Below are 21,732 nucleotides of genomic sequence, written 5' to 3'. Positions count from 1 at the left end.
GGGAGAGTTTGGAGTCACAGGAGGTGGTTAGACCGCCCAATCGGAGAAGTCTCGGCCTAGCAACTTGCGCAGCTTGTTCACGTCGGGTTCAAAGATCGACGACAATCGATCCTTCTCGCCTTCCGTGAGAGGTGTTGGTCTTGAGTTGGGCATAAGCGTTCTGCGAACACGATCGGAACTGAAAACACTTGCTGTCAACTTGGGGGCTATGCGATTCGCCACACGATAGGCGATATTCTCGCGAATGAACCGCGGAGCGACCTTCTCCGCAAACGAGTTCGACTGGAAGTCGAACACCCCAGGGTTGTCCAACTCCGAAGCTCCAAGGAAACGGAAAATCGCGTTCATGGTGTCAAGGCGTCGATCTTTAAGGTCGGCAAGATCGACAACCATCACCTGCTCAAGTGAAAAGTAGTTAAGATAGTGCGATAGCTGGTAGTAGTAGAGCCCGGTCTTGACGTAGTGGTTATTTTCTTTAGCCCAGGCAATGTCGCGACGGGTCTCACCATAGAGTGTTTCCAGCTTATGAGACTGATAGCGGGCGATTGGGTCTCTGACTAAATAGATCAGTTTGCAATTAGGTAGAACAGACGCTACTCGCTCTGCGGCTCCTGCGTATAACGGAGAGTGAGCCTTTGTATAGTTTTGCGACGATTCACCGCGAAATTGCTTGCTGGCGTCAAAGTGGGAACAGTACCACTCCATCGAGTTGCTTGAACAGCGACCGACGAAAAAATCCAGCTCCTTCGGCTGGGACATGCTGAAGCTTGGATGTCGACTCAGGTAGTCGTGAAGGCTGGTGGTGCCGCATTTCATGGCTCCAATCGTGATGAAAGTGGGAAGTGCTGGCATCGTGATGGTTGATTCGGTGTCGGTGGAGCTGTGGCCGGACTGGGGACCTGATCTTATTGGCGTACCGGATCGTCCGGCTTCGCAGTAGTGTATGTCGCAGGCTTCTAGTCGAATGAGTGGGCAGTTGCAGCGGCGTTGTGCTCACATCTTACTTCATGCGAATTGACTGAGTCTGCTTCGGCAATAGTCGTGGCAATGCAAGTTAAACGCGAAGAGTGTTCTTGCGATACGCTGAAAAGTCGCGGGCCGCAATGAAGCCGTGGTATTCATCGCGGTGCCGATAACGGACACACTCTTCGGCGCTCAGGGACTTTATAGGGACTGCCGGATTGCCGGCCAGTACACAGAAGCCTTGCGGGTAAGACTTCGTTACGATCGCGCCGGCGCCGACGATAGTGAAATCGCCGAGTTCGACTCCCGGTAGCACGACACTGCCGGCACCAAGCCAGCAATATGCTCCAATTCTCACCTCCTGCGGCTCATGTTGCCGCAGATCAGAAAGGCTGTGATTTGCGCTAATGATTGATACGTTCGGGCCCACCCGCGTATAGTCTCCAACCGTCACCTTTCCGATGCCTTGGATGTAGCAGCCAGGCATGATTCCCGGCGACGTGTCAATTCCTATCAGAATATTCTTCCATTCCGTCACTTTGCTGGATGTGTGAATGGGCCAATATGGACCAATATTCACGCCCAGCAGTTCTTGGCGAAACCAATCTCTGAACGTGTTGGGGCTAAGCGCGTCTCGCGTGTTGCGCACGAAATGAAAATAGGGAAGGCGAATAAATAGAGCTTCCATCGTCTTGAATGGGAGCTGAGCGGTACGGCGCGCGAGCTTAAGAAACATTGGCTGGGACGCATGCTTTCCAGGAGATGCGTAGGTGAACAAGGTAGATCAACGACATTGTGGCGGAGTACGCTGCGACTATTTGGCGCGCATGTCCCGCCGTCGACGCTATGGGGAGAACTCCGACGGCAAGAGCACAGACGCTTAGAGCGGAAAGCGTGAATGCCAGTTTCTGCTTTCCAGAAAACTGTAGAGTCGCATTAAGGGGCGCCGTAGTCATCCGAAGAAACAGCATCGGTGCAAGTATTCGGGCGATCACGCCAGCTTCACGCCATTCGGCTCCAAGAACTACCGAGAATAGATCGGGTCCTATTAGCGCCAGAGTGGCGGTTGAGGGGGCTGCGAACACCGCAAGTAGTCGCAGCGATTTCTTGAACTCATCGCGACAATCGAGTTTCGATCGGTACGCTTGCGAACCTTGCTCGCGATATAATTGTCCGATAGCCGAGCCGAGCACTGTTAGCGGAAGCCCAACCAGCATGCGGGCGCGATTAAAGAGGCCGAGGTCATCGACTGCGCCAGCCAGCCCCAGAGCGTAGATTGGGATTTGTTGATTCAGTTGTGCAATGAACTGCGATGGCAGCGTGAATAGAGGGAAATGCGAATGCCGCTTAGCCAATGCAAGCCAGCTCTTAATTGATCCTAGGGCAAGCCTGTCGGACCGGATAATGGAACATGAACCAATGACACCGATCAACTGCCCACAGAAGTAGGCAGCGAATAATCCATGCGGCCCCCAACGTAGTATTCCCAGTGCGATCGAGAAGAGCACAGTAGACGCTTTTATAAGCAAAGGCATCGTTGCAAGGTATCGGTAGTTTCCACGTCGGTTGCAATGGGCTCCTACAGACTTGGTTACAGAAGCGGCGAGCATTGAGGCGGGAAGCAACCAAATCCACGTTCTCGCCGCAGCTAGACTGCTATGGCTGGGGAGGCTCACGTAAAGCAAAGCGGCCACTGCGACCGTAAGTGCGGCTACAGGTAAGCTTATAGCTATATTTGCGTATACTAAGTGTTCCGCGCGCTTATCGTTGCGTTCGGCAAGGATAGCCTCGTGATACTGCAGGGACGCGGCCGTAGCAAGCACTGCAGAGATGCTCGTGTACAGGCCGAACGCACCATAATCTGCGGGCGCGTACAGCCTGCTGAGTGCCGGCGCTGCTGCGATTGGTAACGCCATGGCAAGCGTTTGCCCGCCCGCTAGCCCACCGATTACTCGTGCGGACCTATTACTGAGGTATCGCTGAATTTGAATCGGAGTTACCTGATGGGAGCAGTTGTGAACTGAGTGGAGTAAGTCACAGGTGGGCCTCAGGGGCGATAGCAAGAAGGCAAGAACTCGAAGCGGAATCGGATCGTTTCCAGGGGCGGCTGGTAGATCCCAGGTCTGAGGATTTGCCTTCCACGACGTATTGTTTAGTGGCTGCCGATATAAGACGGTGAATACTGTCCGAAAAGCGTGGTAGCGGGGGTGCCAGCCGTAAGCGCCGGGTCAGTTCTTCCGTTTCATGCCGAGAAGTTTTCGGGCACTGGCTCAGTAGACGTTGTTACCTCACCGCGATTAGCCATACGTCTAACGAGTGGCCCCTTCGCTAAGGGGCGCATCGCTTGCTATCTTCTCAAGAGCAGCCTCGATCTTCGTAAGCTGCGCGCGATACGTGTGGTCCAACGCATACGCCTTCCGGCGGCGGGCGAGTTTGAGCGAGTTAGCAGAGTCCAGTTCCTCGACGGTTTGTGCGAACAGAAGCGGCAATTCGGTGTCATCCCCGCTGCGTGGCGCTCTAAGTAGGTCAAGTCGGCCTTCGTATGCTTCAATGGTGCTCGACACGATCACCTTGCCAGTGCAGAGGTACTCCAAGATCTTATGAGCATTCGAGCGGTCGAAGAGGTGCTCGTTTCGTCCGTAGATCAGCAGGAAGACGTCGATCGGCCGGATTTGACTTGCTAGCGCTGCCTTGTCGACGCAACCGTGCGGGAAGACATTCGGCCGATCCGCCAGCGTTTTCTGGAACTCTCCGTTCAGCGACGAGGGGCCCCAGAAGTGAAACTCGACCTGGGGATGACTCTCCACAATGGAAGAAAACATCCCGTAGTCAAAAACTTTGGGTCGATCGAGGTTGCCGAAAAACCCGGCTCGCACCGGGGAGCCGGCAGTTGCCGCCGAGGGAGGACGCCTGGCCTCAGCCTCGAACTCGCGGCACAGACCGTGACCAACCAGTAGCTTTCGCCCTTCGAAGGCGGGAGAGTCGAATTGCTCTAGGATGCTAGGGGTTACACTCACCACCAAGTCTGCGCTTAGGCCGCAGCGGACTTGCTGGTCCGAGCTAAGCGGATCGACCGGCATGAAGAGCGTGTGCGCCGCCTTGAAGACGCTTAGGTCGGGGAATGTATTTGGGTCGAATGCCCAAAGAAGATCGAGCGACGAATCAATTTCCTGTCGAATCCTCCGCGCTTCGTGTTGAATGAGTCTCCGATATATCGGCATTGCTTTGTACCGAAGCGCGATTGGCGTACGTCGATTCCAGTCAATCACGGTGAGCCGTCCCGGGCCGTAATCAGCAAGCACGCGGCAGCGGACGCCACCCGCCAGCTTTTCGTCGCATGGCGGATTCAGAAAGTGAACGCTATGGCCAGCTTGCACAAGCTCTTCAGCGTAGTGGTGTTTCGAGACCTTGATGTGCCCCCACTCCTGCGGAGAGGTCATCAAGATTCGTCGTTTGGCGTCGAAGTAGGGCAGGAGAGTGCCTCTCAGAGCTTATAGGTGGGTAAGAGTCAACACTTGCTAGGCGTGAGATACGCGGAGCGATCCGCTAGAAGAACGGCTCGAGAGATCCGCGTTGCCGCAAGCAACTCGTGAATCAGGCAGCAAACGAGCACCGTCGCCATTGCCAATGCAAGGCGATTCACTTCCCAATACGCCGCAATCGTAAGCTGTACAAACTGGTGCGTGTACATGATGAGCATGGACCTCCGGCCAACAGCCGCTAGCGGACCGGCCAGGGCCGTTCGAGCGATAGGACCGCAGAGGATGAATACACAGAGCGCCGCGATTGCCCCGGCGATTAGGCTCGATCCGACGGGCCCAAACGATGCATACTTCATGTCAAGCGTCTCGAGATAGCCTGCCTGTGCAGCCCAGATTGCCCCCGCGCCGGTAAGCACAATTGCGGACTTGAGCGGCGAACTCGCCTTGTCTAGCCAGCCTCTTGAGGTGTCCCCGAGGAGGATGAATGCAAACGCGATCGGAGCTACATTGGCGGCCCAGGGCAGCCAGAATTCCGGTAGAGCACTCGCAATCACGATGCTTGTTGGGATTGTCGCCAGGCAGACTACGAGTCGCATGCGAGACGTGCCAGCGAGGAGATAGCCGCGGAACAAGACTTTTGCGAGAACAAGGCATGTTGGAAACCAGTACGCGGCCCCAGCAGATACAAGAAGTTCTCCGCCGCAGACTAGAATTGCGGCCTCTACCAGCGGCTGCCGTGATAGTTCGCCCCTGCTTGCCAGCCAGACGACAAGCAGCAGAAGGTATGCGCAGTACGTTACTGTCTGCGCGAGGCTGCTCATCAGGAATGACTTGCCGTCGACCAACTTGTGCTTGGAAGTAGTCAGCCCGCTCAGGAAGAAGAAGAGCGGCATGTGGAATAAATATATACCGCGGTAGTAGGGGGTCCCGATGTGACCTAGAACGACAAGTGAGATGCCAATGCCTCTCGCTACATCGACATCGAGTCGCCGAGGTTGAATTGGATTCTGCGGTGGTTCGTGGGCGCAATTCACGAACGGTCTAGGTTTCGGCTGTTAGCGTGGGAGCCGCCTCGGAACGCATAAGCAAGTCCGGCCGCAATTGCCGCGTGAAAGAGGAATCCCTTTGTGACGAAATTCGAGACGGTAACGAAATCACCCTCCGCTTTTAATGCAAATAGGAAGGTGTTTGGAAGCATCGCAACTGCTAATGGGATTCGTTCGGATAGCTTGGCGTAAGACGAAATGAGCCAGGCGATAGCCAGGCCATACGCCATAAGGTAGATCGGAGCACCAATCGCTCCGAAGTTGGCGTACGCCTCCCCCTGGGTGCCTATCCCCATCGAGGTGCCTCTGGAGAGGTCCAGGTGTGTAAATCTCTCGAAGTTTTCCCGGCCACCGGCTCCGGCCTTGTTAGACGCCAGTATCCGTGGAAGAAGGCTGGATCGTAGGCCTCTGGTGATCGTTTGACCTTCAGCGAAAGGTTCAGCGGCAGGTACGACTTGTATTATTCGGCTGGTAATCCAACCTTGGTTGAGCCGTAGAACCATACCGCCGAACACCTCTGAGATTGGCATGCGGCCCGTGCACAGTGCGATCATGCGCTCACTCGCTATGTCGAAATACAGCCCATGGCTTGCGTTCTCAGATCCCTTCCATACCCGCGTACGGTATTCATGTTTGGCGCTCTGAATTGCCATGATGGCCACCACGAGAGCGACCGCAATTGCGGCTCTCGTCCACGCGGTTGGTTGAAGCAGGAACGCTAGGAGCCCGCCTGCAATAGCCCCCCAGAGTAAAATGTCGTGAAATAAGCTGGAGGCGGCAGACTCGAGAAAAGCATATCCAAGAACTGCGCCGGTCCACACGAGTCGATCGCTTCGACCGGACAGCAGGAACAGAACAACCGCAGTGTATTTGAGGTTAGCAAACAGGTAGCCTACAAACCCTAAAGCGGCAGGCGAGATTGCCGACGCAGTTGATCCGAGCAGAGAAACGGCAAACAGAATGATCGGTAGATCTGGTCGACGAAGGAGCACTTGTCGCAGCTGACGGGCCGCGAGGATTTGGGACCAGCGCTCTTTCTTGGTGTGGAAGAACAGAATCCCTACCGCAAATCCAATGAGGCAACTGACAGCAATCGGCATATAGGCTGCCTCGGGCACGTACATGCCGTACCGATCGTGTTCATACGCACCGCGATATGCTAGGTGAGGCGTAATAACGCACTGAATTGTTGCTATTAATACTGCGGTCCAGCGAAGGTCAAAGAGCCGGTCTTGCGCGAAGACTAAGCGATAGGTGGCCACTCCGGCGAGTCCGTAGCCGAGCGATGCCCAGCCGGCGGCTAGCAGTAATGATATTGCCGTAGCTGCTAGGGCGATCTGCAGCGAAGTCTTGCCGTAAGTGGAGAAGCCAACCTCCGGCTCTTGTGCAGCGTTTGTCATTGCGAGCCAAGGCCCTGGAAGAGCCGCAGGTACTTATCGGCTATTTGCCCTCGCGAGAAACGTTCTGCGTTAGCCGCCCCTTTCGCAATCAGTGACTCACGATAGGTCTCATCCTTCCATACACGCTCGATTCCTGCCCGGATCGATGCGGGGTCACGCGGATCCACCAAGCAAGCTCCTTCACCCGCTACTTCTGGCATAGAGCTGCAATTTGATGTGAGAACGGGTCGGAGCGTGCGTTGCGCCTCGACTATTGGCATGCCGAACCCTTCCTCGAGCGACACGAAAGCGAGTAGGTCGCAATCTTGGTAGACCTCCAACATTTCAGTTTCGCTGAGGCTCTCCTTGAAAACGGTAGGGATATCACTCTCGGCAACGCACCTCCTAAGTTTTTCCGAAACGGGCCCGACGATCGTGAGCTCGCAATTGAGTCCATTCAGCGCTTGGAGCAGCAAGGGTATATTCTTGTTGGGTTTGGTGCCAACCTGAAGAATGCGGAGCGTCTCCTTGGGGGCAGGCTTGGGGAAAGGCTTGAAGCTGTCTGAGACACTATTCGGGATGACATGCACCTTTTGTGGGCAAAGCTTAGGGCACGTCTGAAGCAGCAATCTCTTGGTTTCTTCGCTTACCACCGTTATTGCGTCGGCACGGGCACATGGTGCATTGATCCAGATCGTCTTGAGAAGGAATCGCCTCCAACCTCGTTCGCGATTGATGAACTCCAGGTCGTGGATCGTGAGAGAAACGGGGGCCCTAGCAAGAATCGCCGCATAGTAGATATCACCCGTAATATGTAGAATCCTGTCCCTAGTCCTTGAAAGCCGTGCGGCGTGCAGGAGGATCCGTAGGCGATTGAGGAAGCCAGTGCTGTACGCTGGAGCAACCACTCTTTGGTTGTCTAGCCCTAGTCTAGAAAGATCTTCCTGGACTCGGGCAAAGCAAGACTCGATGCTGAATTGCGATTCGAATGCCTTGCGGTAGAGAAAGTCCACCGACAGGCCCCCTGTGCTCACGCTAGATAAGTCCTAAGTGGCTCAGCGCTGGCTTGAGCCTTTCGAAGTAGGAATACCCAGAGTTAAGGCAGCGCTCGCGACCGTTTCTGGCGATTCGATCGCGGGCCTCAGGGTTATTCGAGTAAAATCGCACTTTGTCTATCATCTCCTCGTCTGATGAAAAGAAGTCGGCTTCTCGACCCTCTTCAAAGAACGATTTATGCTCGTCGGTGCGCTCAGCCAGGAGCATGCTTCCGCAAGCTGGGATTTCGAAAGTACGCGTCGTGTGTTGGTCTGGATACAGAGTTGTTCGTAGCAAGCCCAGGCTGATCCTTGATCGCGACAGGCACTCGGCGTAGGTATCTCCGTAGATTTCATGCGAAGTAATGATGTCTGCGAGGTGCGCGTTGATTTGGATCGTTGTTGCTCGCCCGTTGTTTAGACGCCGAAGCCTAGCTTCGCGTCGCAAGCTCCATCGACCATCTACAACATGATCCCAGCCGTAGCCCCAGATGTGGGCAGTCGATCCCTGCTCAACAATCTGAGTCATAAAGTGTTCGCGCCGCGGCTCCCACGAGCCAATGAATCCGACATCTACCCGCGAAGCTTCTGGCACCTGGCGTGGGGTGTGAATCTGATCGCAGAACCCTAGCGGCATGTAGAGGACCTGCTTGCCAAGCTTTGCATACTCGTCGAGTTCATAGCTCTTAGGAGTGATGAACAGATCAAAGTACTGCATGCTGCTGGACATCATGCGGGTTTGCTTCCACGGTTGGGCGAAATAGGGATCTGGAGTGTAGTACACCAAGGTTGCGCCCAAATCCTTCAGTCTGCGAGCTGTGCTCGGCCGAATGAGCTCCTGTTTGTCAAACCATATCACGCTCGGACGGAGCTCCTGCGCTGCGTCGCACACAGCTCGATTCAGCTGCCGTATCACGGGGCCTACTTCCAGGGACGACGATATGCGACGCTCAAGCCAGTTCTGTCGATTCAAGAGCTCCCGAGCGTTAACGCCGAGTACGTTTATGTTGTGCCTTTCGAGCGCACGCATCCGCATCAGCGACGTCTGGCCAGGCTCAAGGTGGCCAATGTAAAGGAGCTTGGGTACGCTCATGGATCTCCCGCCAGCACGTGCTTGTCAGAAGGTAAGCCGGGGAGGTGCAGTGAGGCAATTGCGGCTACCATCTTCGAACCAAACGAATCCCAGGAAAGCCGGCTGGTCATGTCAGAGCGAACAGCCTTGCGCATGCACAAATAGCCCGGCTCGTCATCCAGCATACGTTCCATCTGGGACGCAACTTGCTCGACTTCGATGGGAGCGTCTACAAGCATGCCCGTTCGCCCGTCATGGACCAACTCTGGGATGCCAAATCTGTTAGTGGCGATCGATGGGCATCCGAAATAGCCGGCTTCGACGAGAACGGCTCCCATCGTGTCCATCGTAGTGGGGTGAACCAGTGCGCGAGCACTTCCGAGAAGGCGCTTGAACTCAGCGAGTTCGTTAGGCATCGTTTTTCTTAGCATCCCGCAGTACTTGATTCCGGGCAGCGCGAGAATTTCTGGGGGGGGCGGAGCACCGACAACTAGCAGTTGAGCCTTGGGGTAGCGTCTCCGTACGGATTGCAGCGCTCTCGACGCGATCTCCCCCCCCTTCTTCCCGAAGTTAAGGGATATGAATAAGAAGTCTTGCCCAGCTGCGTAGCGATCTCGTGATGGGATGCCTACGTTGCCACCGAGCCAAAGGACATGTGTCTTCGATTTCTCTAGCCCATACTCCTCGATCGCAATGTTCTGGGCCCACTCGCTACCGAAGAACAAGACTGATGCTTTCCGAAGCCACCTTCGTTCCAGGTCAGCAATCCTTGAGAGATCTTGCGGCGAGAACTGGGCCGCATTCGAGTACAACTCCATGTACATCCCAAAAGTCGCATCTAAATATGCCCCGTATGGCATTGGAGATTGGCATTTAAGCCATGGCGTCGCTGCGTGAAAAAAGTCAAAGCTCGCTTCTGGTGCGCGAGTTGACTGCCATTGGCTGCAAATTCTACGTAGCCGAGTATTTCCATAAAATGCAAATCGGCCACGCCCGCCACATAGCCGACTTGCTTTTGACGCGAGCTTCTGGAGAGCTGGTATTTTTGGCTGAACAGGGCCTACATAACGCACCGGATAGAATCTCTGCAGCTGGCTGTAGATATTTGCGCTGATTCCACTCCAACCCCCGGAAGTGATGCTGATCGACTGATCGGTTACGAAGTTAATCATCAACTACCGTGAATTTCAAAAAAACTCAGCACACTGGAGAATTCACATTCTTGATTCAGTTCAGTCATTATCAGTTCCCGGCCAGATCGTCCCTCCGTCTCTACCTTGATGGGTGAGTTGAAGTAGGCATGCACCGCCGCAGCTATGGCATCTTCGTCATCGGGCGAAACGCAAGTGCCGACGCCCCGGTTGTGGACAACCTCCGGAGTGCCACGCCCGTTGTCCGCGATCTGGGGGACTCCAGCAGCCATGAGTTGGTACTTCTTGTTTGAGGCCCCAGCGCTAAACTTCCAGTTGTCATTCAGGGGACGAAGCATAGCGAACCCTAAATGGTGTCGCGCGACCGTGCGAATCAGGTCTTGCATGTGGACCCAACCTTCGAACACTAGTCTGTCTAGCACGCCACGCTCGGCAGCGATACGCCGGAGCTCTTCGTCGAAGGTCGGGTTTTTCCGACCGTAGAGGTGTAGTCGTACTTTGGCCGGCCACCGGTCCATGGAGCTTACGATCCGATCAAGATTCTGCGCATGGCTACGCGACCCGAAGTAGACAGCACTGAATTCCTCCGTGCGTATCGGGGGAGAACGCAGTGCTGCGGAAGCAAGCGGCAGATTCCGAATTGTCTTCAGCGCTGCAATGCATGGCTCAACCGCCAGCATTAGATCCGCTCGGCCCGAATCCGCAACGGTCACTAAGTCCGCGTGGCGAAGCGCGGCGATCGCTTGACGCTCATGCCGACGACCATTGCCAAAGAGGATCTCGTGAAAGTGGTAGATGGTTGCCTTGGGCCGGCCAAACGCAAGTCGACTGACCCGAATGCCTATTGGCTCGTAGGCAACTTCGATCGGCAGTTGCGACTTGCCTAGCAGCCTAAGTTGGCTGACTCGCATCGCCATCAGCGTCATAGCGACAGCGCGTCGGGATCTGCTGCTGCTTTGAGTGGCGAAGCTTTCTACCGTCACGCCTGGGTGTTCGAACCTGACGCTCGGTGCTCCCTTGCGCGGAGAAGTGAGGAGGGTGACATCGACACCGACATTGGCGAGTACAGTCGCGTGCGCAACTACGGGCGGAAAGTCGTCAACAGGCTGAGGTGAGATTAGTATAGCTGCGCGACGGGTAGCATGTCCATTGGGGCAGGCCTGTGTCCGGGTGGCAAATGGCATTTCGTTTACGGGCTGGTCGGCGTCAATTCTTGCTATTGAACGCCCGTCAGATCTTGGTGTCGTGGCGATGCGCAATATTGCATTTATTGACGCAGCCACTCTATATGCTGGGAGCAATGTCGGTGCCATTACTCTCGCGAGTTGCAATGTAGTTGCAGTGACTCGCACCCTTCTCAGACGCTATTGGGGCTATCTGAAATCCGAAGGACCTCAAGGTTTCTCGAGGACCTTCGTCCGCGTCTTCGCGTTGTTCGAACACAACTGTGTGTACGCTACCGGAATCAATCGCGTTGCGGAGTCCGCTCAGAACCGACGTCTCTGCGCCTTCAGCGTCGATCTTGATGACCGTGGGTGACGGTACTCCAAGGTGAGCTATGCAGTCGTCACCTCCCAGTACCGGTACCAGCACCTGTGTGCGAGTAGTCGAATCTGCATTCGACTCTAGCCCCGTCATTCCTGGGTTGACTGGATTCGGATCATTTAGTCGAAGCAAGCCGTGGCTATGCCACAAGCCGGACTGAACGATTTCTATCGCGACATTGTTCAGATGCGCATTGTCTCGAAGGCGGCTAACGATGTCAGTGTTCGGGTCGAATGCGACAACACGTACCTTCGGCATCTGGATGGCTATGTATAACGAGTGGAGTCCAATGTTCGCGCCGACATCCCAGAAGACATCTCGGTCGCCCAGCCTGCCCACAAGAGCCTCCGTAACCTCAAACTCATAGTCGCCATGTCGTAGCACTTCGGAGTCGATGTAGTGCCTCGGAGTCAAGTTGAGTTTTAGTTGGTGTGGAGTCGTAAACTGTACGAGTGGTTCAGCAGCGATGTAGGATTTGATTAGCCGCATCGCCCTAGCGGTGCCGCGGATCCGATGCCTATGCGAGGACGTAATCGCCCACCAGAAGAGCTTCTTCACAGAACGTGCTTTCGGTAGTTGTTGGGGGAGTGCCTGTGACGTAAGCGGTCCATGTATAGCGCATCGAATGACTCTAGCATCTGATTAATCGATAACGATTCTTCGACATGCTTGCGGCCGCTACTACCAAATCGTTCCAACGCCGCTCGGTTTTCGTGGAAGTAGCAGAGCGCGTTCTTGATGCTATCGATATTGCCCGGTTCGCAGAGGATACCCGTTCTGCCATCTTCTACTACCTCTTTCACCCCTCCAACGTTAGACGCTACGACGGGGCGACCCGTAGCCTGGGCTTCGACGAATACCACTCCCTGTGTTTCGACTTGACCGGTGGGTTCGCACACTCCCGTTAGCGCGAACAGATGGCATTTAGACATTTCGCTCCGGACACGATCGTGTGGCTGCGAGCCCAGCAGCGCGACGGAATCTCCATGCCCTCTCGCTTGAATTAAACACTCAAGTTCGGCTGCCAATGGGCCATCACCCACGATATCCAGCCGCAATGGGACTCCAATATCGAGAAGATCGCAGATAGCCTCGATCAGAAATCTGTGCCCCTTCATTTCAGCTAGCCTTCCGACCGAGAGGATTCTCAGGGGATTGGCGTCTAGCGGCGGGCCAGAACGAATTGAGAAGCGATCGAGGTCGACGCCCATTGGGACTCGCACAATCGAGTAGCGGTCAGCGCCAAGCTGGGCGAGTCGGTTGGATAAGAAGCGAGAGTTAGCTGTGTGGGTTGCAGGCGAAGCAAAGAGCTTCTGATAGATCCCCGTTCCGCGTTTATGGGGTATCACGTCTGAGTCGTAGCCGTGCCAAGTTACAAGCAAGTTCTCTGCGGAAAGCCCAGCTGAAACTAGCGGACCGGCTACTGCACCGAAGTGGCAATGAACAACTTGTGGATTAAGAGACTCAAGATATTTCATCGTACGAGTCGCAGCGGCCAACTCGAAGAGCGTCCATGAAGTCTTGCGACGCTCCATGCGGAACTTTTGCACGATGGATCGCGGTTGTGACGCGATCATAAGAGCCTTGGAATACTGCTTTTGCGGGTATTCCCCTAGATGGTGTAATGAAACTCCTGCTTCAGCAATAGAGCCTAGCTCAGCTTCGGAAAACCCTGAACCAGGACCTTGGCTAACCGAATGGACGTTCCATCCGCGTTTCGCCATTCCTAATGCATGGTCGAGAACAAAGGTCTCTGACCGTACGGGAAAGTGCCAGCTTACGATGGCTATGCTCTTGCTTTGGCTATAGCCTCCGTTCGGTTTGACTTGAGCACCTACCACGTGCCTCAATCGCGTTGCCGTTCTCTCGGGCTATGGGGGGACTTTGTGGGCATTTGGATGAGTTTCAGGAGAATCCCGCACGATTGATTGACAGCAATATCACGACTCGTGCCCTGGTTCGACTGCGTTTCTAAGCATCGCGATGAATCTCAACAGCCGTGCAGTCCGGCGATACCGCACAGAAGATTGATCACTACTTCTTCAGGTCCGCTTCCACCATCATGTGCACCAGCTCCGTAAAGCTGACCTTCGGCTCCCAGCCGAGCTCGGTGCGGGCGCGGGTGGAGTCGCCGAGCAGCAGGTCGACCTCGGCGGGGCGGTAGTAGCGGGGGTCGACCTGGATCAGCGTGCGGCCGTCGGGGCCGAGGCCTTTTTCGGCGTCGCCCTGACCCTCCCAGGTGAGCGGCAGGTCGGCGTGGGTGAAGGCGATCTCGCAGAACTCGCGGACGGAGTGGGTCTCGTTGGTGGAGAGGACGTAGTCGTCGGGCGTGTCGGTCTGCAGCATCCGCCACATGCCCTCGACGTAGTCGCCGGCGAAGCCCCAGTCGCGCTTGGCGTCGAGGTTGCCGAGGTACAGGCAGTCCTGCTCGCCGCGGACGATGGCGCCGACCGCGCGGGTGATCTTGCGGGTGACGAAGGTCTCGCCGCGGCGGGGGGACTCGTGGTTGAACAGGATGCCGTTGACGGCGAACATGCCGTACGACTCGCGGTAGTTCTTGGTGACCCAGAACGCGTACGCCTTGGCGGCCGCGTAGGGGCTGCGGGGGTAGAAGGGGGTGGTCTCCTTCTGCGGGGTCTCGACGACCTTGCCGTACAGCTCCGAGGAGGACGCCTGGTAGAACCTGGCGTCGAGCTCGAGCTCGCGCATCGCTTCCAAGAGGCGGATGGCGCCGAGGCCGGTGACGTCGCCGGTGTACTCGGGCACCTCGAACGAGACCTTCACGTGCGACTGCGCGCCGAGGTTGTAGATCTCGTCGGGGCGGATCATCTTGAGGTGCCGGTTGAGGCTCGACGCGTCGGCCAGGTCGGCGTAGACCAGCCGCATCTTGGGGTTGTTGTCGTGCGGGTCCTGGTACAGGTGGTCGATGCGGTCGGTGTTGATGCTCGACGACCGGCGGACCGTGCCCCAGACTTCATAGCCCTTGGACAGCAGCAGCTCGGCGAGGTAAGAGCCGTCCTGGCCGGTGATTCCTGTGATGAGGGCTTTCTTGGACATCTCTCTAGTGGTCTCGAAGGTAAGGAAGTCGTGGGCGGTAGCCAGAGGCGACTACTGCGCCCGGAGGGATTGCTGGTTGGCGAGGAAGTCCTGGTAGGTCGAGCGGAGGCCTTCCTCGAGGCTGATCTTGGCCTGCCAGCCGGTCGACTGGATCAATGACGAGTCGGTCAGCTTGCGCGGCGTGCCGTCGGGGCGGGAGGTGTCGAACGATATCTTCCCTTCGTAGCCGACGACCTTGGCGATGAGCTGGGCGAGCTCGCCGATCGGGATGTCCTTGCCGGTGCCGGCGTTGACCCAGTTGGGCGGGCCGTCGATCTGCAGCAGGTGCACGAGCGCGGCGGCCAGGTCGTCGACGTGGAGGAACTCGCGGCGTGGCGTGCCGGTGCCCCAGACGACGACCTCTTCGAGGCCCTCTTCCTTCGCCTCGTGGAACCGCCGCAGCAGGCCCGGCAGCACGTGGCTGTTCTCCGGGTGGTAGTTGTCGCCCGGCCCGTAGAGGTTGGTCGGCATCGCCGAGTGGTACATCGCGCCGTACTCTTGGCGGTAGTACTGGCAGAGCTTCAGGCCGGTGATCTTGGCGAGGGCGTAGGCCTCGTTGGTGATCTCGAGCGGCGAGGTGAGCAGCGAATCCTCGGGGATCGGCTGCGGCGCCAGCTTGGGGTAGATGCAGGTGCTGCCGAGGAACAACAGCCGACCGACGCCGGCCTCGTAGGCGCTTTGGATCGTGTTCAGCGCGATCCGGGTGTTGTCGAGCATGAACTCGACGGGGTAGGTGTTGTTGGCGACGATGCCGCCGACCCTAGCCGCGGCGATGATCGCCTGGTCGGGCTTCTCGTAGGCGTAGAAGTCGGCGACCGCCTGCTGGTTGGTGAGGTCGAGCTCGTCGCGGTTGCGGAGGACGAGCTCGTAGCTTGGGTCGTTCTCAAGGGCGCGGACCAGCGCCTTGCCGACCATGCCACGGTGGCCGGCGATGTAGAGTCGAGTTGGTTTGGAGTTACTCAAGGTTCTTGGCTTCGAGGCTGTTCGCGTCGGGGCGATTCGATTCGATGCGGTTGCTAGTGGGCGGCGAGCAGGTCGCCGTGCACCTCGACCAGGACCCCGCCGCCGAGCGTCGACACCCCAACCCACACCTTGTGGGGCCGCGAGGCGTCTTCGACGATCCCTTCCCAGTCCTTCATGCCGCCGCCTGTGATCCGGACCCGCTGGCCCTTCACCAAGTGGTTGTAGAGCTCGACCTCTTTGGGCTGCGTGCGGAGGCACGCCTCGAGCGACTCGAGCTCTCGGCTGAGCACCTGCTGCTCGGCCTCATTCACTTGCAGGAAGTGCAGGATGCGGTTGGTTTTGACGGCCGCCAGGCGTTCCTGCTCCTCGGCCGCGAAGAACAGGTAGGACGGGAACAGCGGGTTGAGCGCCGTGCGGCGGCGGCCGCCCGAGGTGGACACCCGCTCGACCATTGGCAGGAAGTACGAGACCCCCAGGCTGATCAGGTCCCGGGCGAGCGACTTCTCCTGCCGCGGCTTGCAGTACGCCACGTGCCACGGCGTCTGCCAGTCGTCGGCCGCCAGGCAGTCGCTGCCGGTGGTCGCCGAGTAGCTAATCGGTGGGTCTTGGGACTTGGTGAGCAAGGCGGGAGGGGGGTGCTCAGGGAGGGAAAAGCGGCTGGTAAGTGGACTCCGTCCACGTCAGCGCACCGATCTCGGTGTGCATCCGGGCAAGCCACTCTCAGAAATCAAGTGTAGTCGGGCCTACCCCCCCCACAAGCGGATGGCCGTGGAAGGCGGCTATTTTGCCGCTAGGGCGGCTCTTTTATATCGGTTGTGCGGTGAGGTCGGAGGCGGGAGGGCAAGCCGGGCAGACCTAGCGGCCGGCCGTCCCGGTTAGGCAGACTGCTCCGGCGCGGCAGCCTTCCGGCGGCCCTGGCCTGAGTGCCGCTTGTGGGCGTGCCCCGATTGGCTGGGGAGCAAGGACTCGGCTTTCCGCCAACGCCGGATCCCCCAGCTCGGGACGAAGAAGCACTCGTAGCACTCATGGCAGCGGACCCGCGCGAGCATCACCAACCGATAGATCGCCTTGTCTTCGGCGCGACTCAGGTAGACCTCTTTCGAACCACAGTGGGGGCACTTTGGCATGGCGGCGACGGGGGGGAAGGTGGGTGGATAGCTAGGGCTGAAGGTAGGAGCCGCCTGGCCCGCACTAGGACGGTTTACCGACCTACCCCAGATTGTCGCACTCTGTCTGCCCGACGCAAGGGATGAGACGAAATATCCCCAACCCTTGATCCGCAGGTAGGTTGCGAACATTCGCCGAGTGGTCGCCTGGCGTCCACACGGCTGCCCGGGCACAACTCCAACTCCCCCAACCAGAGCTGCCCTGTCACTGCCCAAACCGCAGGCCCCCTCGCCTCGCCCGCTCGACCAGCTCCCGAGAATAGGCATTGGGGTACCTCACCTCCCCTGCCCGCCTACACGTGGCCTGGTCCGTCAGCATCAGGCAGAGCGAAGCCTGCTCGCGGCCGAGCACCTGACAGGCGTTCGCCCACTCTCGCCTGCTTAGCCGCAATTCACGACCGCGCCGGTAGGCGGCTTCAATGATCTCGGGCCAGCCAACCCGTCGCCCTGCGAGCGGCAGGTGCGACCGGAAGCCGTCGGTAGCAAGTCTCCGCATTGCTTGGAGAGTGGCGCGCCGCTGGCCCTCCGATCGCCCCGTCGTTGTCCGCCCTGCCCGGAGGACTCCTGGCGGCTGGGTCAACTCGACGGCGTCGTCCCTCTCTGTTTTTTTAATTCGATTGGGGTGGTCTCTGTGGGCGAACTTTTCGCGGTCCCTGGGCGGCGCATCTTGCACGCTCTCCGAATTGGTCTCAGCGACGCAGGCCGAGACGGCCTCTTCCTCGACTAGCCTAAGTCTTTCCAGCAGCTGAAGGTGGCGATCAAGCAGAGTGCGAAGATCGTTGAGGCCGTAGCTCACCCGAATGCGGACGGCGACCTCTTGATACTCGCATTGCAGCGCGCTGAGTTGCGTTCCGCTGAAACGATCGATCGGTGACTGCCTGAGCCCGTACGGGTCGCCCGACTACTCAAGGGAGGAGCTGGTAGCGGAACTCGGCGCCGCGTTCCTGGCGGCCCACGCCGGCATCAGCCCGCAGACGATCGAGCAGTCGGCGGCGTACCTCGACGGCTGGCGGAAGCAGCTCGCGGGCGACAAGAAGCTGATTGTTCAGGCTGCCGGAGCCGCTCAGCGGGCGGCCGACTACATCCGCAGCGAACCGGATAGCAGGATTTGGCCGGCTCAGGACGACGCCAATCCCCCGCATAACTGTCATAACCTCGACCTGCCTTAGCCCACGTTCGACCCTTAACTTATACTGGAGCGGCCCGCCTCATACCTCCTCCGAGAATTTCACCGACCGTGCTAGCCGCCCTGCTGACAATCGTCCTCGGCCTTGCCTACGGGCCGCTGCTGCTCGAGTTCGCCGGAAATCTTTGGGCGCGACCGTACTACCAGCACTTCCCGTTCGTGCTGGTCGCTGCGGGCCTGCTGATCGGCCGCGCACTGCGCACCACGCCCACGTCATCCTCACCTCCCAGCAGGCTGTGGGTCTGGCTCGGGGTCGCTGCCGGCTGGGGGTTGCTGGTGTACAGCTACTACCTCCATTCTCCCTGGCTTGCGGCGGTATCTTTCTTGCTTACTGCCGGCGGCCTGCTCGCGGCCTATTGCCGCGCCAGCGGCCGAGGTATGCCGATTGGCGCCTGGCTGCTCTTGTTCCTGGTGATCCCACCGCCGGCCAACCTCGACCGCAACCTGCTGACCTACCTGCAGCGGCTCAGCAGCACCCAGGCGTCCCACGCGCTGGACCTGCTGGGCGTCAACCACCTGATGCAGGGCAACGCGCTGCTGGTGGCCGACAAGCAGCTGTTTGTTGATGAGGCGTGCAGCGGCATTGTGTCGGTCGTCTCGATCGTCACCTGCGCAGCCCTGTACGGGGTGCTTAGGTCCCGATCGCTCCTGCACGTGCTGCTGCTGGCGATGGGGGGCGTCCTGTGGGCGACGCTGCTCAACGTGATCCGGATCACTCTGATCGCGTCGGTCGAGGTGTGGTTCGGCTGGGACTGGACCGTCGACCCGTCCCACACCCTGCTAGGGCTCGCCGTCTTCACCGTGGCCCTGCTGCTGCTGGTCGCCACGGACTGGCTGCTGCGGTTCCTGCTCGGCGACATCGAGTGGGAAGGCGCGCCTGAGAGCGAGGCCGTGGAGGGGCTCGGTTTGGTGCCGCTCGGCTGGAACGCGTTGGTGGCTTGGCCGCACTTAGCCCGGGATCCGGACGAAGGTTCCCCCGGCCCGACGCCTGCCGTCGGCTACGCCGGACTTCAACGGCGGGCGTTTACAGCCGCGGGGTTGCTGCTCGCGGTTGCGCCCCTTCAGCTGCTGCTTGGGGCGCCGGACAGCGGCAACGACCGCGTTCTGCCCCCATTTGATCTTGAGCCGGCGCTGGCGGCCTTGGTGGCCGATGGCGTCTTGCCCCCGCAGTTGAGTGGACTAGAACTGCAATCCGTCGAGCACATTTCCCGGCCAAGACTCGACCTCTTCGGCCAGAACTCGGTGGTCTTCCTCTATCGGTCCGACAAGGGTGATCGGTACCTTGTCTCGTGCGACTTCCCCTACAATGAAGCCTGGCACGAGTTGGCGATTTGCTATCAGGGGATCGGGTGGGAGCTCGACCGCCGCACCACCGGCGATGACGAACAAACGGGCCTTCACTATGCGTCGCTGGAACTCACGCAACCCGGCAATGAGGCCGCGTATGCAGTATTCACGGCGTGGGGAGAGGACGGCGAGTGGGTGGAGCCGCGTCGCCGGGGGCTCACGAGTCGTCTTTGGCGTGACCCCGACGCCCAAACAGAATCGAGCAAGAAGCAGCAGCACTATTTCCAGGCCCAGGTGCTCTGCCAGTCCTCCACCGGTCTGCCCAAAGACGCCGCTGAGACGGCCCGCCAGCTGCTCGTCGAAGCGGCGCCGCGGTTCATGGCCGTGCTTGGCCATTCGCGATAGGGCATTCGGCTGCTCGGTTCGCTGCGTCAGCGATGGAAATCCATGATTGTTGACCTGCGGCGTAGCGAATGCAGTTCCGTGCAGCGCCTTTCGAGATCCCCCGCTGTGCCAAAATCTTGCGAGTGATCGGGAGGGCTCCCTCGCCCGCCGCCTCCCTGAGTTCATTGCAAAATCCCCAACGTCCCCTTCCGCCTCGCCTGTCGCGTCGGCCCTCACCCGCTGGCGGGGCCGGGGCGGAGGGGGCGTGCTCCCCCTTATTGTCCTGCTTCGAACCGAGGCGGCAGCCTCGCGCCGCCGGCATAGACCGGTTTCTGCGTCGAGCCGGTCGCGCCCACCGGCGTCGGCCCAACTCGCTCCCGGAGCGGCAGGAGGGCCCCTCACCACAGACGCCAACACGGGTCAAACGTCGATCTCATACCCTGGCCGGGACGGGCGGGCCAGAAAGCTGTCGGCGAGGGCGTCGTCGACGAACCGCTGTTTTGATGGGTCGAAGGTCACGTTCCGGCCGAGCCTGAGCGCCACGTTGATCGCATGGCAGACGTTTAGGTTATGCCGGTTCCTGTCGACACTCGAGATGGGAGTCGCCCGGGTCTGCAGGCACGAGACAAAGTTCTTGACGTGCTTCTCGACGACAAACTCGTGCCCCTGGTCGGTCAGCTGAGCCCCACCGTCCTGGAGGCCGGGGTACATCGCCTTCAGTTCGTCGGTCGGCAGGCCGGCCTCGGCGATTTCCTCTACGGGCTTGCCAACGAGCTTCCCACGGTTCACCAGGTAGCGGCCCTGCTCGCCCTCGAACAGGATCGCGTTGTCGACCCCGACCGCTTCGGAGGTGTCGACAACGTCGAGCTCGACGCCATTTCCGAATCGCACCCGGGCGTGAAACTCGGTCGCGACGTTGAACCGGTCGTCCTCCGTAGGATAGCCATCCCGCAGCGCAACCGGGTGAACCACCCTCAATGGCGTCACCTCGTAGGGTGCGTCCGACGCGATCGAATCTCCCAACGCCCACAAGGCGATGTCGACGTGGTGGGCTCCCCAGTCGGTGATCTTTCCGCCGCCGTACTCGTACCACCAGCGGAAGTGGACGTGCCCGCGGCTGTAGGGGTACTGCGACCCGTAGCCCGATTCGGGGAGCGTCGGGCTCGCCCGGTACGCTACGGCGGGGGTCGGGCCAAGCCACCGGTCCCAGTCCATGCCTGCCGGAGGCTCTCGGGGGGGCAGGGGGTCGCACACGGGGCTGTCGCCGATAGCGCAGGTCACCCGCCGAGGCTTGCCGATGCGACCGTCACGCAGCAACGCTGCGGCCAGCTGGAACTGACGCGCAGAGCGCTGGTGCGCGCCGACCTGCACGACCCGGCCGGTTGCCCGGACCGCCGCGGCGATCTGGCGTCCCTCGTCGATGGTCAGGGTGAGCGGCTTCTCACAGTAGACGTCCTTGCCGGCGTGCATCGCTTCGATGGCGATCTTCACGTGCCAGTGGTCTGGCGTCGCGATCACGACCGCGTCGACGTCGTCGCGTTCGAGGATCCGGCGGTAGTCGTCGCACGGCGTCGGCGCCCGGGCGGACTTGCTTTCGGAGAGGGAATCGATCCGCTGAACACCGAGCGCCAGCTGGCCCGGGTCGACGTCGCACAGGGCTGCAATATCCGCGTGCGGGAAGAACGCGCCCGACAAGGTCTGGAATCGGATGCCGGTTCCGATCATGCCGACCACCGGTCGCTCGATCGGCGCCTGTCGCTCGGCGGCAGCGCTCCGCAGGCCCAGGGCAGACGCGGCAACGACAGAGCCGTACTTCAAGACGTCTCGTCGGGTGGGACGGGGTTGACTGGGGTAGCTCATATCTCGTTCTTCACAAGGCGTCAGGGCTGGAACAGGGGCGTGACGCGGCGGTCGAAGCACGGCCTCTGGAAAGGAATTAGACCCGCACAAAACCCAAGCGGCGGCGGCGGAACCGGGC

General features: G+C 59.1%; 20 protein-coding genes. 2 read left to right on the top strand and 18 right to left on the bottom strand.

What is annotated here, in order from left to right; all coding sequences use genetic code 11:
• Positions 1-27: 27 nt before the first annotated feature.
• The 17 genes from Pla123a_RS05950 to repC all read right to left on the bottom strand — a co-directional run bounded on the left by Pla123a_RS05950 (position 28) and on the right by repC (position 17,393).
• Positions 28-852 (bottom strand): sulfotransferase family protein, encoded by an 825-nt coding sequence (locus Pla123a_RS05950; RefSeq protein WP_146584850.1) that lies wholly within the window; start codon positions 850-852, stop codon positions 28-30.
• A 202-nt stretch (positions 853-1,054) separates the two neighbouring features.
• Positions 1,055-1,699 carry an acyltransferase gene (locus Pla123a_RS05945; protein WP_146584848.1) on the bottom strand — a complete coding sequence of 215 codons (645 nt, stop codon included), beginning with the start codon at positions 1,697-1,699 and terminating at the stop codon, positions 1,055-1,057.
• A complete protein-coding gene (locus Pla123a_RS05940) occupies positions 1,689-3,026 on the bottom strand; it encodes a lipopolysaccharide biosynthesis protein (RefSeq protein WP_261342750.1) in 1,338 nt (445 codons plus the stop codon). Before Pla123a_RS05940 ends, Pla123a_RS05945 begins: the two co-directional genes overlap by 11 nt.
• Positions 3,027-3,272: 246 nt before the next feature.
• Entirely contained in the window at positions 3,273-4,403 is a 1,131-nt protein-coding gene (locus Pla123a_RS05935; protein WP_146584844.1) for a glycosyltransferase family 1 protein, read from the bottom strand.
• 68 nt (positions 4,404-4,471) lie between these two features.
• Complete coding sequence (locus Pla123a_RS05930) at positions 4,472-5,479, bottom strand: acyltransferase family protein (RefSeq protein WP_391541966.1); 1,008 nt, start codon at positions 5,477-5,479, stop codon at positions 4,472-4,474.
• Positions 5,476-6,891, bottom strand: a complete 1,416-nt coding sequence (locus Pla123a_RS05925; RefSeq protein WP_146584840.1) for a hypothetical protein — start codon at positions 6,889-6,891, stop codon at positions 5,476-5,478. The genes Pla123a_RS05930 and Pla123a_RS05925 overlap by 4 nt, the downstream gene beginning before the upstream one ends.
• A complete protein-coding gene (locus Pla123a_RS05920; RefSeq protein ID WP_197527717.1) occupies positions 6,888-7,883 on the bottom strand; it encodes a glycosyltransferase family 4 protein in 996 nt (331 codons plus the stop codon). Before Pla123a_RS05920 ends, Pla123a_RS05925 begins: the two co-directional genes overlap by 4 nt.
• 22 nt (positions 7,884-7,905) lie before the next feature.
• On the bottom strand, positions 7,906-8,634 hold the full coding sequence (locus Pla123a_RS05915) for a CgeB family protein (RefSeq protein WP_197527716.1): 729 nt from the start codon (positions 8,632-8,634) through the stop codon (positions 7,906-7,908).
• Positions 8,635-8,993: 359 nt separating this feature from the next.
• On the bottom strand, positions 8,994-9,794 hold the full coding sequence (locus Pla123a_RS05910) for a glycosyltransferase family 4 protein (protein WP_197527715.1): 801 nt from the start codon (positions 9,792-9,794) through the stop codon (positions 8,994-8,996).
• Between the two features lie 353 nt (positions 9,795-10,147).
• A complete protein-coding gene (locus Pla123a_RS05905) occupies positions 10,148-11,053 on the bottom strand; it encodes a glycosyltransferase (RefSeq protein WP_197527714.1) in 906 nt (301 codons plus the stop codon).
• Between the two features lie 358 nt (positions 11,054-11,411).
• Positions 11,412-12,230: an FkbM family methyltransferase gene (locus Pla123a_RS05900; RefSeq protein ID WP_146584830.1), complete on the bottom strand. Its 819-nt coding sequence runs from the start codon at positions 12,228-12,230 to the stop codon at positions 11,412-11,414.
• Complete coding sequence (locus Pla123a_RS05895; protein ID WP_261342749.1) at positions 12,227-13,513, bottom strand: glycosyltransferase family 4 protein; 1,287 nt, start codon at positions 13,511-13,513, stop codon at positions 12,227-12,229. Before Pla123a_RS05895 ends, Pla123a_RS05900 begins: the two co-directional genes overlap by 4 nt.
• Before the next feature lie 193 nt (positions 13,514-13,706).
• Positions 13,707-14,729, bottom strand: coding sequence for a GDP-mannose 4,6-dehydratase (gmd, locus tag Pla123a_RS05890; RefSeq protein ID WP_146584826.1), 1,023 nt, complete (start codon positions 14,727-14,729; stop codon positions 13,707-13,709).
• 51 nt (positions 14,730-14,780) lie between these two features.
• Entirely contained in the window at positions 14,781-15,731 is a 951-nt protein-coding gene (locus Pla123a_RS05885) for a GDP-L-fucose synthase family protein (protein WP_261342748.1), read from the bottom strand.
• Positions 15,732-15,784: 53 nt separating this feature from the next.
• A complete protein-coding gene (locus Pla123a_RS05880) occupies positions 15,785-16,354 on the bottom strand; it encodes a UpxY family transcription antiterminator (protein WP_146584825.1) in 570 nt (189 codons plus the stop codon).
• A 252-nt stretch (positions 16,355-16,606) separates the two neighbouring features.
• The gene (locus Pla123a_RS05875) at positions 16,607-16,858 is read right to left on the bottom strand and encodes a hypothetical protein (RefSeq protein WP_146584822.1); all 252 of its coding nucleotides are present in this window, start codon (positions 16,856-16,858) and stop codon (positions 16,607-16,609) included.
• 244 nt (positions 16,859-17,102) lie between these two features.
• Positions 17,103-17,393 carry a replication initiation protein RepC gene (gene repC, locus Pla123a_RS25245; protein WP_391541961.1) on the bottom strand — a complete coding sequence of 97 codons (291 nt, stop codon included), beginning with the start codon at positions 17,391-17,393 and terminating at the stop codon, positions 17,103-17,105.
• A 343-nt stretch (positions 17,394-17,736) separates the two neighbouring features.
• On the opposite strand from repC, the gene Pla123a_RS24485 reads away from it, so the two are divergent.
• Both Pla123a_RS24485 and xrtU read left to right on the top strand, forming a co-directional pair.
• Positions 17,737-18,066 (top strand): zincin-like metallopeptidase domain-containing protein, encoded by a 330-nt coding sequence (locus tag Pla123a_RS24485; protein ID WP_197527757.1) that lies wholly within the window; start codon positions 17,737-17,739, stop codon positions 18,064-18,066.
• 68 nt (positions 18,067-18,134) lie between these two features.
• Positions 18,135-19,775 (top strand): exosortase U, encoded by a 1,641-nt coding sequence (gene xrtU, locus Pla123a_RS05860; protein WP_146584818.1) that lies wholly within the window; start codon positions 18,135-18,137, stop codon positions 19,773-19,775.
• A gap of 399 nt (positions 19,776-20,174) precedes the next feature.
• On the opposite strand, the gene Pla123a_RS05855 is transcribed toward xrtU, so the two are convergent.
• A complete protein-coding gene (locus Pla123a_RS05855) occupies positions 20,175-21,572 on the bottom strand; it encodes a Gfo/Idh/MocA family protein (RefSeq protein WP_197527713.1) in 1,398 nt (465 codons plus the stop codon).
• Between the last annotated feature and the right edge of the window lie 160 nt (positions 21,573-21,732).

This window comes from Posidoniimonas polymericola (assembly GCF_007859935.1).
GTDB classification, from domain to species: domain Bacteria; phylum Planctomycetota; class Planctomycetia; order Pirellulales; family Lacipirellulaceae; genus Posidoniimonas; species Posidoniimonas polymericola.
The sequence above is the reverse complement of the archived record's forward strand: the minus strand, read 5'-3'. Positions and strand labels throughout refer to the sequence as shown.